The sequence below is a fragment of the Mycobacterium sp. 050272 genome (assembly GCF_039023525.1).
Classification (GTDB): domain Bacteria; phylum Actinomycetota; class Actinomycetes; order Mycobacteriales; family Mycobacteriaceae; genus Mycobacterium.
Genome location: NZ_JBCHKV010000010.1, coordinates 199,341 through 211,844, shown reverse-complemented (window position 1 = coordinate 211,844; position 12,504 = coordinate 199,341). Strand labels below are relative to the sequence as shown.

At 65.2% G+C, this 12,504-nt stretch carries 16 protein-coding genes; 9 read left to right on the top strand and 7 right to left on the bottom strand.

All coding sequences use genetic code 11. The annotated features are described in order from the left end of the window. Positions 1-338 precede the first annotated feature (338 nt). A complete protein-coding gene (locus AAHS21_RS20155; protein ID WP_342929327.1) occupies positions 339-644 on the top strand; it encodes a hypothetical protein in 306 nt (101 codons plus the stop codon). A gap of 70 nt (positions 645-714) precedes the next feature. Next, positions 715-1,581 carry a 3-hydroxyacyl-CoA dehydrogenase family protein gene (locus AAHS21_RS20150; protein WP_342929326.1) on the top strand — a complete coding sequence of 289 codons (867 nt, stop codon included), beginning with the start codon at positions 715-717 and terminating at the stop codon, positions 1,579-1,581. Here the strand turns inward: AAHS21_RS20150 and AAHS21_RS20145 are convergent. From AAHS21_RS20145 to AAHS21_RS20135, 3 genes are read right to left on the bottom strand one after another with little or no spacing between them, the layout of a single operon-like run. Next, complete coding sequence (locus AAHS21_RS20145) at positions 1,578-1,814, bottom strand: hypothetical protein (RefSeq protein ID WP_342929325.1); 237 nt, start codon at positions 1,812-1,814, stop codon at positions 1,578-1,580. The two genes, AAHS21_RS20150 and AAHS21_RS20145, sit on opposite strands and share 4 nt — an antisense overlap. A gap of 54 nt (positions 1,815-1,868) precedes the next feature. Then, positions 1,869-2,486: a TetR family transcriptional regulator C-terminal domain-containing protein gene (locus tag AAHS21_RS20140; RefSeq protein WP_342929324.1), complete on the bottom strand. Its 618-nt coding sequence runs from the start codon at positions 2,484-2,486 to the stop codon at positions 1,869-1,871. Between the two features lie 3 nt (positions 2,487-2,489). Next, entirely contained in the window at positions 2,490-3,260 is a 771-nt protein-coding gene (locus tag AAHS21_RS20135) for an SDR family oxidoreductase (protein WP_342929323.1), read from the bottom strand. A gap of 119 nt (positions 3,261-3,379) precedes the next feature. On the opposite strand from AAHS21_RS20135, the gene AAHS21_RS20130 reads away from it, so the two are divergent. Beyond that, entirely contained in the window at positions 3,380-4,129 is a 750-nt protein-coding gene (locus AAHS21_RS20130) for an SDR family oxidoreductase (RefSeq protein WP_342929322.1), read from the top strand. Between the two features lie 46 nt (positions 4,130-4,175). Here AAHS21_RS20130 and AAHS21_RS20125 read toward each other — a convergent pair whose 3' ends face one another. Beyond that, the gene (locus tag AAHS21_RS20125) at positions 4,176-5,597 is read right to left on the bottom strand and encodes an NAD(P)/FAD-dependent oxidoreductase (RefSeq protein WP_342929321.1); all 1,422 of its coding nucleotides are present in this window, start codon (positions 5,595-5,597) and stop codon (positions 4,176-4,178) included. Between the two features lie 132 nt (positions 5,598-5,729). Between AAHS21_RS20125 and AAHS21_RS20120 the strand changes: the two genes are divergently transcribed. Continuing rightward, complete coding sequence (locus AAHS21_RS20120; protein ID WP_342929320.1) at positions 5,730-6,305, top strand: DUF308 domain-containing protein; 576 nt, start codon at positions 5,730-5,732, stop codon at positions 6,303-6,305. Between the two features lie 285 nt (positions 6,306-6,590). After that, the gene (locus tag AAHS21_RS20115; protein ID WP_342929319.1) at positions 6,591-7,475 is read left to right on the top strand and encodes a cyclopropane mycolic acid synthase family methyltransferase; all 885 of its coding nucleotides are present in this window, start codon (positions 6,591-6,593) and stop codon (positions 7,473-7,475) included. On the opposite strand, the gene AAHS21_RS20110 is transcribed toward AAHS21_RS20115, so the two are convergent. Further along, complete coding sequence (locus tag AAHS21_RS20110) at positions 7,472-7,951, bottom strand: aminoacyl-tRNA deacylase (protein ID WP_342929318.1); 480 nt, start codon at positions 7,949-7,951, stop codon at positions 7,472-7,474. The two genes, AAHS21_RS20115 and AAHS21_RS20110, sit on opposite strands and share 4 nt — an antisense overlap. Before the next feature lie 12 nt (positions 7,952-7,963). Then, positions 7,964-8,824, bottom strand: a complete 861-nt coding sequence (locus AAHS21_RS20105; protein WP_342929317.1) for an NAD(P)-dependent oxidoreductase — start codon at positions 8,822-8,824, stop codon at positions 7,964-7,966. A 291-nt stretch (positions 8,825-9,115) separates the two neighbouring features. On the opposite strand from AAHS21_RS20105, the gene AAHS21_RS20100 reads away from it, so the two are divergent. The 4 genes from AAHS21_RS20100 (at position 9,116) to AAHS21_RS20085 (ending at position 12,154) form a co-directional block, all read left to right on the top strand. Continuing rightward, positions 9,116-9,772 carry a sigma-70 family RNA polymerase sigma factor gene (locus tag AAHS21_RS20100; RefSeq protein WP_342929316.1) on the top strand — a complete coding sequence of 219 codons (657 nt, stop codon included), beginning with the start codon at positions 9,116-9,118 and terminating at the stop codon, positions 9,770-9,772. After that, entirely contained in the window at positions 9,769-10,068 is a 300-nt protein-coding gene (gene rsrA, locus AAHS21_RS20095) for a mycothiol system anti-sigma-R factor (RefSeq protein WP_342929315.1), read from the top strand. The genes AAHS21_RS20100 and rsrA overlap by 4 nt, the downstream gene beginning before the upstream one ends. A gap of 318 nt (positions 10,069-10,386) precedes the next feature. Continuing rightward, complete coding sequence (locus AAHS21_RS20090) at positions 10,387-10,602, top strand: biotin/lipoyl-binding carrier protein (RefSeq protein ID WP_066956294.1); 216 nt, start codon at positions 10,387-10,389, stop codon at positions 10,600-10,602. A gap of 49 nt (positions 10,603-10,651) precedes the next feature. Further along, complete coding sequence (locus AAHS21_RS20085) at positions 10,652-12,154, top strand: sensor histidine kinase (protein ID WP_342929314.1); 1,503 nt, start codon at positions 10,652-10,654, stop codon at positions 12,152-12,154. A 61-nt stretch (positions 12,155-12,215) separates the two neighbouring features. Here the strand turns inward: AAHS21_RS20085 and whiB1 are convergent, their stop codons facing one another. Further along, positions 12,216-12,470, bottom strand: a complete 255-nt coding sequence (gene whiB1 / locus AAHS21_RS20080) for a transcriptional regulator WhiB1 (protein WP_036467351.1) — start codon at positions 12,468-12,470, stop codon at positions 12,216-12,218. Positions 12,471-12,504 lie beyond the last annotated feature (34 nt).

Here is a 12,504-nt window from a genome sequence, read left to right as displayed (position 1 = left end):
CTCATGCCCCGAAACTTATCGGCACCCACCGACAAAAAACCCCGCCCAGGGACTACTGAAACGAAAGTGACACAAGAGAATTCACCCGTGTGCACACACGGCGATTGTCGCTACGAGGCGGGCAAAAAGTCACACGGGCCAAGACATGCCGGGTTGCGTAGTGTCGAACGGAACTCGTGGGGTAGCCCTGAAAAGGGCGTGGAGTTGCTGCTCAAGACGCTGGCATCAATTGCCTGCCCGGGCGGTCATCGAACCGCGGGCGTCGACGCTCACCCGGATTTGCTCACCCAAAAGCATTGCGGCCGAATCTGTTCGGCGGTATCCGAAAGGAGAAATTCATGACGACCAGCAATCCCGTCACAGTGCATTCGTCCGATGCGAAGCATGCGGATGCGCCGCCTGTTCGGCCCCTCGGCCGGCGTGGTGCCGAGACGAAACCTTTCTACCGGACAACGGAATTCATCGTCTTCATCGTGGCGACCGTCGCAGTCTTGCTTGCGTCTTACCTTGTCAAGACGAACGACGGGCATGGCGACTACTTCCACGCCGACAAGGCGTGGCTGTACGTCGTGATTCTCAGTGTCGGCGACATGGTGAGCCGGGGACTGGCGAAGTCCGGCACCCGCCACCGCGACGACTTCTAAGGAACTGGCCCCTGGTCCCTGCTCCGGGCCCTTCGCTGAGGTGGAGGGCCCGGAGTTCTACCATGCACATGTGACTGGTTCGTACACCTACACCTTCGAAGACATCAAAGACCGCCCCGTCGCGGTGATCGGCGCGGGCACCCTGGGCCGCCGCATCGCCTTGATGTTCGCCACCCGCGGCGGAGCGGTGCGAATCTACGCGCGGCGTAAGGAACAACGTGACGAAGCCACCCAATACGTGGCACAGGCGCTACCAAAGGTATTGACCGACAGGGGATTTGGCGAAGCCGGCGTCGTGACCGCCACCGGGTCGCTCGACGAGGCGTTGGACGACGCGTGGCTGGCCGTCGAGTCGGTTCCCGAAAAGCTCGAGATCAAGATTCCGTTGTGGGGCGAGATCGACCGGGCGGCGCCGGCGGACACCATCTTCGGAACCAACTCGTCGTCCATCCCGTCGCGGCTGATGGTCGAAAACATCAGCGACAAAACACGTTTGTGCAACATGCACTTCTATATGCCACCGGACATCAACGCGATCGAGTTGATGTCGAATGGCCAGACCGACCGGGGTCTGCTCGACACGCTGCTGACGGTGCTACCCGAATTCGGCGTGCATCCCTTCGAAGCGCGCAAGGAGAGCACGGGTTTTATCTTCAATCGCATCTGGGCGGCCATCAAGCGCGAGTCGCTGGCGGTGGTCGCCGAGGGCGTGGCCCGCCCGGAGGATATCGACGGCATATTCAAGCTCGCCCTGGGCGTATCGGTCGGCCCGTTTCAGATGATGGATCTGGTCGGTCTGGACGTCGTGCTCGACATCGAGAACCATTACGCCGCCGAGCTTCCGCACCTGCCGAAGAGCGTGCGCGATCTGCTGCAGTCCTACATCGACGCCGGCAAGCTCGGTATCAAGACCGGCGAGGGCTTCTACCGGTACTAATTGCTGAGAACCAGCTTCCAGTTGCCGTTGACGTTGCGGTCCGGCACGCACCAGAAGTTGTTCCAGTTGCCCGGCGTCGACGCCTTCACGCCCGGGCCGGCATCCTGACAGGCCTGCCGCGTCGGGTAGTTGCCTTCGGTCTGAATCGTGTCGGCGTTGCTGACGCCCAGTCCGGCCGTCATCAACCCCGCAACTGCCAGCACACCGCCGGCAAACAGTCGCTTCATGTTCATGGGCAACACGTTAAGCCTTGTCAGGCGGCCGCATAGGGGTTTTCGCCGCGATGCTCAGGCCCGTTGCAGCGAGACCGCGGTGGCGACGGCTTCCAGCAGCCGGGTGAGTTGCTCAGCGTTGCTGATCGTGCGGTCGCCGCCGGCGAGCCGCGTGAACACACCCGCTATGAATGTCGTGACGGCCGTCGTCTGCGCGTCGAGCAGTTCGGGGTCGTCAGTACCGGGCTGTAGATGGGCGATCGCCTCGCGGGTCATCGCAGTCATCCGGGCGGCGAACGCCTGGGACGTCTCGGCGAGATCGGGATCGCGCACCGCCCCCATCAACAATTCATGCCGCGCCCGGTTGAGCATCAGCCCGGGCCCGTCGGCCTGCATCATGGTCAGCTCGGCCAGGTGTGCGAACGGCGAGAGGGGATCGAGCGGCTCGTCGATCACCGACTGCAGGTTAGTGACATCGATCTCGGCGACCCGCTTGCCGACACCGCGCAATAGCGCGGCCCGGGTGCGGTAGTAGTACGACGTGGTGCCCTCCGGCACTCCCGCGCAGCGATCGACCTGCCCGTGCGTCAGCCCGCGCGATCCCTGCTCGGCCAGCACCTGGATCGCGGCGTCACACAGTTCGCGACGGCGCTCGTCGCCGTTGCGCTTCCGGGACCGGCTGCTGGCTGCCATGGCTCACCGAAGGACGGTGCCGCCGTCGATGTTGATGACCTGACCGTTGATCCACTCGCCTTCCTCGGACAGCAGGAACGCGACCAATGCGGCGATGTCCTCCGGAGCCCCGACGCGGGTGCCGCGAATGCGCTTGAGCGCACCGGCCTGCAGGTCCGGCCACTGCGGAACCGAGCGGATGGCCTCGGTCGCGGTGAAGCCCGGCGCCACCGCGTTGCAGCGGATGCCTTGCTTGCCCCACCGCGATGCGACATGGCGGGTCAGCGCGCCGATGCCGGCCTTCGCGGTGGCATAGGCGGGCCGGGCCGGCTCGCCCTGGAACGCCGCCGCCGAGGACATGTTGACGATCGCGCCGCCGCCGCTGGCGAGCATGCGCGGAATGGCGTATTTCATCGCGGCGACATAGCCGCGCAGGTTGACGGCCATCACCCGATCCCACACGTCGAAGTCGATGTCGACCACATCGGAGTCGGCCCGGATCGTGCTCATGTCCGCACCGACGTTGAACAGCAGGTCGACGCCGCCGTAAGTCGTTGCGGCCGAATCGATCAGGTTGGACACCGACGCCGGATCGGCGAGATCGAACCCGACGTGGGTTGCTGTGCCGCCGGCGGCGCAGATACGGGCGGCGGTCTGCGCCGCGGCGTCGGCGGCAACGTCGCCGATGACGACCCGGCAGCCTTCCGCCCCGAGCCGACCGGCCGCCGCGGCGCCGATGCCGGTGGCCCCGCCGACCACGACCGCTACCCGTTCGGCCAGGCCGCGTAGTCCCATGGATATTGACTTTACCTCTAGACCTGTAGAGGATCGCAAGTCATGGCCGGAATTCACCGGCAATGCCCTTCTGATGGGGCCTGGCTCGCCGAATCCATCAACGAATTGAGGGACGACAGATGAACTCCATCCAGTTCGACTTCACCGGCGCCAATGTGCTGGTGACCGGCGGCACCAGCGGCATCGGCAACGCGATCGCCGCCGCGTTCGCCACGGCGGGCGCCGCCGTCGCGGTGACCGGGACTCGCGCGTCGACCGCCGACTATCCCGATACGGATCTGAGCGCATTTACCTACCGCCAGTGCCAGATTCAGGATCCCGACGCCGTCGACGCGCTGGCGGACTCGCTGGGTGAACTCGATGTCTTGATCAACAACGCCGGTGGGCCGTATCCCGCCGGCGACGAGTACGACCCGGACGGCTACGTCGCATCGGTGACGCAGAACATGCTGGGCCCCATGCGGTTAACGATGCGATGCTACGAGCGGCTGAAGGCGAGCAAGGCGGCCGGCGGGGCCAGTGTCGTCAGCGTGGTCTCGATGTCCGCGTTCCGTTCGGCGGTGTTCGTCCCGGGGTATGCCTCCTCGAAGATGGGCCTCGTCGCGTTGACGATGAACCTCTCCCGTCGGTGGGCCCACGACGGCATCCGGGTCAACGCAATCGCGCCGGGGCTGATCGACACCCGAATGACACAACCGGCCATGGGAATTCCCGAGGTGATGGACGTCGAGATCGGCTTCCACACCCCGTTGGGCAGGCCCGGGACACCCCAGGACTGCGCCGGTGCGGCGCTGTTCTTGTGTACCGACGCCGCCTCCTACATCACCGGCAGCACCATCGCCGTCGACGGCGGATACCTGACGGTCTAGACATCAGTTGCCGCCGACAAGGTGGTGGTCACCTTCTGAACGCGCGCTACTTGGCGGCCAGGTAGTCCAGCGCGAGGTTGGCGGCGTTGGCGCCACACATGCCGTGCGCGCCGGGACCGGGCGGGGTGGCCGCCGAACAGATATACATGCCCGGAATTCCAATGCTGTAGGGCGACAGTGTGATTCGAGGCCCGAAGGTGAGCTGGCGAATGTCCTTCGAGCCGGTCATGATGTCGCCACCGGCATAGTTGGCGTTGAACGTCGCCATCTGCGTCGTGGTGCGAACGGTGTGCCCGACGATGCGTTCGGAGAATCCTGGCGCGAATCGCTCAATCTGGGCGATGATCGCCTCGGTGGCGTCGCCGGCGTAGCCGTTGGGGACGTGCGCGTAGGTCCAGACCGGATGCGTATTGCCCACCGACCGTTGCGGATCGGCCAGGTACTGCTGACCTATCAGCACGAACGGCCGCTCGGGCATGCGCCCGGCGTGGATGTCGCGCTCGGCCGCGGCCAGCTCCGCGTAGCTGCCGGTCAGATGCACCGTGCCGGCCCGATGTGCGTCCGGGTTAGTCCAGGGCACGCCGCCCTCGACGGCGAAGTCGACCTTGAACGCGCCGGGTCCACGCCGAAACCTGGTGAAGGCAGCCGCAATTCGGCGGGGGAGACGGTCGCCGAGGATGCCGGCGACCGCGCTGGGCGCCAGGTCGAACATCGTGACGTCGGCCGGCGGCAGCTGCGACGTGTTCTGCACCCGGACACCGGTTTCGATCTTGCCGCCCAGGTCGCTCAGCAGAGCAACCATCGCGTTGGCAATCGATTGCGACCCGCCCGCGGCCACCGCCCAGCCGTGCCGGTGCCCGGCCGTGATGATGCCCATCCCGATGGCCGAGGTCATCGGGTAGTGCAGCGGCCGGAAGGCATGGGCCGCAACACCACCGAACAATGCCCGGGCTTTCTCGGTACGGAACGCCGCCCGTGCGAATGTCGACGCGGGAAGCACCGTCGGCGCACCGAACCGGGCCAGCATCAGCGGATGGTGCGGTACCCGCAGCAGCGGCCCCATGATGTCGTCGCTCAACGCGTCGAATCGTGAGGCCGGGTAGCCGAACGCGAGGCGCCAGCGCGACCCGTCACGACCCAGCCCGGCCGCGGTCTGCTCCACCGAGCGATACAGCACGCCGGCGCTGCCGTCGTCGAGCGGATGGACGCAGTCGATCTCCGGCCAGCGCCACGACAATCCGTACCGCTGCAGGTTGAAGCCGTTGAGGAATTGCGAACCGACTGCCATCGGGTGAATCGCCGAGCAATGGTCGTGCAGCAGGCCGGGAACGATTGCTTCGGTGCTGCGGGTGCCCCCGCCGACTTCTTCGGCGGCTTCCAGCACGGTGACCTGCACGCCCTTGGCGGCCAGGCGGATTGCGGCGGCGAGCCCGTTGGGCCCACTGCCCACCACCACTGCGGTACTCATCGTTGCACGTTACCGCGAGCGCACGGTACCTCAGCACCTCGCATCCGGCATTGTTGTCAATACCCGTGCGCGATACGGAATTGTGTTGCCGCGGACATTTTCTTTTCACCAATTGTGGCTAATGATATTGAGATGACTATTCGCGACGATACCGTTTTCGAAGGTCCTCTTCGGCAACTTGCCCGCAGCGCGTGGCAAGTGCTCCTCCTCACCGGCATCCTGGCGATCGCGCTGGGTGTCATCGTGCTGGCCTGGCCAGGTCAGACACTGTTTGTTGCCGGCGTCTTGTTCGGCATCTACCTGGTGGTTTCCGGGATCGGCTACGTGTTCGCCGCTTTCGGGTCGCATGCCGGCGCCGCGATGCGTGTGCTGACGTTTATCACCGGAATCGTGTCGCTGATTCTGGGATTCTTTTGCTTCCGCGAAGAATTCGAGGCGGTCACCCTATTGGCCATCTGGATCGGCATCAGCTGGCTGTTCCGCGGGATGACGCTGCTGGCCGCGGCATTGTCCTTCGACCACCTGCCCGGCCGCGGCTGGCAGGCGCTGTCCGGGCTGGTGATCGTCGTCGGCGGCGCCGTCCTGATCGTTTCGCCGCTGCACTCGATCGCCGTGCTCACCCTGGTCGCCGGCTGCTGGCTGATCGCCATCGGCATCGTCGACGTGATCAGTGCGATTCAGGTTCGCGGCCGCGCGAAGGCTGCCTGACAACGAAACCCATTGCAGCACAACGCCGATCGCATGCGGTCGGCGTTGTGTGCATGACAGTGCCTGAGTGACACGTTTCGAGGTTTGCTAGACGAGGGCTGCGACGGCAGGCAATAGCTGGCAGAGAAGCTGCACGCAGTCAATTAGCGTGCTCAATTTGTTTGCTGAAGGCGAGCTGCGTGGGGTGTGCTCCGGGCGCTATATACACTGTGACACCTGGGGGAGTCGATCCAGTTCGATCGCACACCGTAAAGCCCATTCACACGCGATCGAGAAAGTTGTGCCTTGTCCTTAAAAGAAAACGAAACTCCGGGCTTGAAGCCGCATTTCGAGGACGTGCAGGCGCACTACGACCTGTCTGATGAGTTCTTCGCGTTGTTCCTGGACCCGACCCGCACCTACAGCTGCGCCTATTTCGAGCGTGACGACATGTCGCTCGAAGAGGCGCAGTACGCCAAGGTCGACCTGTCGTTGGGCAAGCTCGGGCTGCAACCCGGCATGACGCTGCTCGATATCGGCTGTGGCTGGGGCACCACGGTTGTGCGCGCACTGGAGAAGTACGACGTCAACGTCGTCGGCCTGACACTGAGCCGCAATCAGCAGGCGCACGTGCAACAGCGGCTGGACAACCACCCGTCGTCGCGATCCAAGCGGGTGCTGCTGCAGGGCTGGGAGCAGTTCGACGAGAAGGTCGACCGCATCGTGTCAATCGGCGCCTTCGAGCACTTCGGCCGCGATCGCTACCCGGACTTTTTCAAGATGGCCTATGAGGCGCTGCCGGACGACGGGGTGATGATGCTGCACACCATCATCAAGCCCAGCGATGAGGAATTCGCCGACCGCGGACTGCCCATCACCATGACCAAGATCCGCTTCATGAAGTTCATCATGGACGAGATCTTCCCGGGTGGGGACCTGCCACAAGCCAAGAATGTCGAAGAGCACGCCAAGCGTGCCGGGTTCACGCTCAACCGCTACCAGCCGTTGCGGCTGCACTACGCGCGCACCCTGGACAACTGGTCGGCCGCGCTGGAGGCCAGGCGCGACGAGGCCATCGAGATTCAGTCGCAAGAGGTCTACGACCGGTACATGAAGTACCTGACCGGTTGCGCGGACCTGTTCCGCGAGGGCTACACCGACGTCGCGCAGTTCACCCTCACCAAGGACTAGGCCTGAATGTCGGCGGTGACCGCGCCGGTGACGCCGATCAGATCCTGCGGGGCCACCGCGACGTCCCAGCCGCGGCGGCCGGCGCTGCAGAACACCCGCTCCCAGGCCAGCGCACTGGAATCGACGACCGTCGGCAGCGGCTTGCGCTGACCGAACGGCGAGACCGCGCCGACGATGTACCCGGTGCTCCGCTCGGCGACCGCGGGTTCGGCCAGCGTGGCTTTGGTCACGCCCAGCACCGCGGCGGCCGCTTTCAGCGAGAGCCGGGCGGAGGCCGGCACGACGGCCACGGCCAGCCCGTCGGGCACCGCGATCACCAGCGTCTTGTAGATCTGCCCGGGCGCGATACCGAGCTTGGCCAACGCTTTGACGGCCTCGGAACCAAACGAGTGTTCGCGTGGATCGTGGCCGAACTTCACCACCTCGTGCGGCACACCGGCCTCGGTCAGCGCCGCCAATGCCGGCGTCGCGGCCACCTTAGTGCCCTGTTAAGGCCCGCTGTACCCCGGCGGATTGACGCCGTCTACCCAGAAGTCGACGCCGAGTGTGCCGCCCGGCACGCAGTTGTAGACCGACAGGTCGGTGACGCCGTTTTCCAGCAGCACGTCCTCGCACAGCAGCATGTTGCCGGTGAATTCCTTGGACGGCTTGGTGAGGACGATGTAAGCCGCGTCCGAGTAGACCTCGGGCTTGCGGGCCCGGCCCATCGCCTCGTCGCCGCCGAGCAGGTTCTGCACCGCGGCGGTGGCCACCAGCGTGCGCGGCCACAGCGTGTTCGACGCGATGCCGTCGGCGCGCATCTCCTGCGCGATGCCCAGCGCGCACAGCGTCATGCCGAACTTGGCCATCATGTACGCCGTCGGCTTCAGCCACTCCTGGCCGAGCAGCACCGGCGGGGACAGCGTCAGGACGTGCGGGTTCTCCCGGCCCTTCATGTGGGGCAGACACGCTCGCGACACGGCGTAGGTGCCGCGCACCTGGATGCCGTTCATCAGGTCGAACCGCTTCATCGGGACCTCGGCGATGGACCCCAGGTTGATCGCCGACGCATTGTTCACGCAGATGTCGATGCCGCCGAACTGCTCGACGGTCTTGGCCACCGCGGATTCGACGGATTCCGGGTCACGGACGTCCCCGACGATCGGCAGGGCCTGGCCGCCGGCCTCTTCCAGTTCCTTGGCGGCGGTGTACACCGTTCCCGGCAGTTTCGGGTGCGGCTCGGCGGTCTTGGCGATCAGTGCGATGTTGGCGCCGTCCTGTGCGGCGCGTTTGGCGATGGCCAGGCCGATACCGCGGCTGGCGCCGGAGATGAACATGGTCTTGCCTTGCAATGACGTGGCGTGGGACATGGCGTCACAGTAACGCCCGGTCCCAACCGGAGGGTTGGGGGGACCTGGCGCCGGAAATAGCACGTCGGGTGGTGCTGTTGATCCTGTCGGTCCCGACAAACGCATGTGAGCGACCCGGGCAAACATTGTCGGTCGCAGCCTCTAGATTGGGAGGAGGATCTGGTGTCAACGGCGACAAGCCTGTTAGGCAGTTCGATAGGCGAAGAGCAGTTGGCTCGCTTGTTTGCGAGTCCGGTGTCGCTGGCAGTGCTGGGTGGCGACGCTGCAACGGAAGGGACCGTGTTAATCGAGATGGCCGACTTAGACGATGGCCCAGACGGAGTGACCGGTTCCGACATTGTCGAGCCTGTTGAAGAAACCGATGAGGAGCTGACCGCTCGCTTCGAGCGCGACGCGATTCCCCTGTTGGACCAGCTCTACGGCGGCGCGCTGCGCATGACGCGCAACCCCGCAGACGCCGAGGACCTGCTGCAGGAAACGATGATCAAGGCCTACGCCGGATTTCGGTCGTTCCGGGCCGGCACCAACCTCAAGGCGTGGCTGTACCGGATTCTGACCAACACCTACATCAACAGCTATCGCAAGAAGCAGCGCCAGCCCGCGGAGTATCCGACCGAGGAGATCACCGACTGGCAGCTGGCGTCCAACGCCGAACACTCCTCAACCGGGTTGCGCTCGGCCGAGGTCGAGGCCCTGGAGGCGCTGCCGGACACCGAGATCAAAGCCGCGTTGCAGGCGCTGCCGGAAGAGTTCCGGATGGCCGTCTATTACGCCGATGTCGAGGGTTTCCCGTACAAGGAGATCGCCGAAATCATGGATACCCCCATCGGAACGGTAATGTCTCGGCTGCATCGGGGCAGACGCCAGCTGCGCTCGTTGTTGGAAGACGTGGCCAAGGACCGCGGGTTCATCCGGAGTCAGCAGACGCACGAGGAGGTGTCGTCATGAGCGAGTTTTCGCCCGATGGCGCCTCGGCGGGCTCGGATCCGCGCACGAAGGCTGAATGCGCTGAGTTGATCGCCGAGGTATGGACGCTGCTCGACGGCGAATGCACAGCGGAGACGCGCAAAAAGCTCAAGCAGCATCTCGACGAGTGCCCGCCATGCCTGCGGCTGTTCGGGATTGAAGAGCAATTCAAGGCGCTGATCGCGACCAAATGCAGCGGCGACAAAGCCCCCGAGGGCCTGCGCGAGCGGCTGCGGCTGGAGATCCGCCGCACCACGATCATCCGGGAATCGTCGTAAGAGGGCGCTGCAGCGCGACTGTCAGCCGTTAGGCGTTGGGACGCCTGCCGTGGTTGGCCTTGCTGTGCTTGCGGTCACGCTTCTTGCGGCCACGCTTGGCCATGGGGAGAACCTCCGTCGTTCGTTCATGATCTCAGGCGCTGGGCACCCGTCAGGTTGCCGTCAATTCTCTCACGGCGCAGCGTGTGCTTTTTCACCCCACCGGAGACCGGCCCGCGCGCCGGTATGCCTGATGATGTTGTGGTTCGATATACATGAGCTTGAGATGGAAGCCCAGACCAGCCAGCATGCGCAGTGGCCGAAACGAGTGGGGTGAAGATGGCCGAGGATGTTCGAGCCGAGATCGTGGCCAGCGTGCTGGAAGTCGTTGTCAACGAGGGCGACCAAATCGGCAAGGGCGACATCGTGGTGCTGCTGGAGTCCATGAAGATGGAAATTCCGGTCTTGGCCGAGGTCGACGGCACGATCAGCAAGGTGAGTGTGGCCGTCGGCGATGTCATCCAGGCGGGCGATCTGATCGCCGTCATCAGCTAGCCGTCCGGCGTTTGGCACCTACCGCCTTGGGGCGACGCGGGAGTATTTGATGTCCACGCTCGGTGATCTTCTGGCCGAACACACGATGCTGCCCGGCAACGCCGTGGACCACCTGCATGCCGTGGTCGGGGAGTGGCAGCTGCTGGCCGACCTGTCGTTCGCCGATTATCTGATGTGGGTCCGCCGTGACGACGGGGTGTTGGTGTGCGTGGCGCAATGCCGGCCCAACACCGCGCCGACGGTTCTGCAGACCGATTCGGTGGGCAGCGTCGTGGCCGCCGATCGCCTACGGCTGGTCGCCGAGACCTTCGCGTCGGGCACCGCGCAGCTGGGGAACGAAGGAAGCCAACAGGATTCGTGGCAGCTTCCCGGACCACACGTCGCGGCGTCGCCGGTGCGCTACGCCGATCAGGTGGTCGCGGTGCTCACGCAGCATCAAACCGCGCCGACCGCCAATCAGAACTCCGGGCACCTGGAGACCGCCTACCGCGAATGTGCCGCCGATCTGGTCCACATGCTGGCGGAGGGCACCTTCCCGGATGTGCGCGACGTCGCCATGTCACGCTCCACGCCACGGGTGGGCGACGGGTTCATCCGCCTCGACGTCGATGGCGTCGTCGCCTACGCCAGCCCCAACGCCCTGTCGGCGTACCACCGCATGGGACTGACGAGCGAGCTGGAGGGCCACAACCTCATCCGGATCACGAGGCCGCTGATCTCGGATTCGTTCGAAGCCCAGGAGATGGCCGAGCACGTGCAGGACTTGCTGGCCGGCGGTAAGAGCATGCGCATGGAGGTCGACGCCGGTGGGGCCACGGTGCTGCTGCGCACGCTGCCGCTGGTGGTGCACGGCGCCGGCGCGGGGGCCGCGGTGCTGATTCGCGACGTGACCGAGGTGAAGCGCCGGGACCGGGCCCTGATCTCCAAGGACGCGACGATCCGCGAGATCCACCATCGGGTGAAGAACAACCTGCAGACGGTCGCGGCGCTGCTGCGGCTGCAGGCCCGCCGGACCGTCAACGCCGAAGGCCGCGAAGCACTGATCGAATCGGTGCGCCGGGTGTCATCGATCGCCTTGGTCCACGACGCGCTGTCGATGTCGGTCGACGAGCAGGTCAATCTCGACGAGGTCATCGACCGGATCCTGCCGATCATGAACGACGTCGCGTCGGTGGACCGCCCGATCCGGATCAACCGCGTCGGTGATCTGGGCGTGCTGGACTCCGACCGCGCCACGGCGCTGATCATGGTGATCACCGAGCTGGTGCAAAACGCGATCGAGCACGCGTTTGACCCGGCTGCCCCGGAGGGGTCGGTGTCGATTCGTGCCGAGCGCTCTGCGCGCTGGCTCGATGTGGTGGTGCACGACGACGGGCGCGGCCTGCCCGACGGCTTCAGCCTGGAAAAATCCGACAGCCTGGGACTGCAGATCGTGCGCACCCTGGTGGCCGCCGAGCTGGACGGCACCTTGGGGATGCGCCAAGCTCCCCGCGGCGGCACCGATGTGGTGCTGCGGGTGCCGATCGGCCGTCGGTCCAGGTTGCTGCTCTAGGTACCCACGCAACAGCGCGGCCCCGACAAGTTGTCGGGGCCGCGCTGTCTGGAGACTGGGATCAGACTCCGCTGCGGGCCTTCGTCCGGGCGTTGCGGCGCTTGAGCGCACGCCGCTCGTCTTCGCTCATGCCGCCCCACACACCGGAGTCCTGACCAGTGTTCAGCGCCCATCCGAGGCACTCCGTGGTCACCGAACACCGATTGCAGACCAGTTTCGCGTCAGCGATCTGCGCGAGCGCCGGGCCACTGTTCCCTACCGGGAAGAACAGCTCCGGGTCCTCGTCGCGACACACCGCCTTGTGGCGCCAATCCATAAGTAGTTACTCCTCACTATGTGCGCAGCATCGC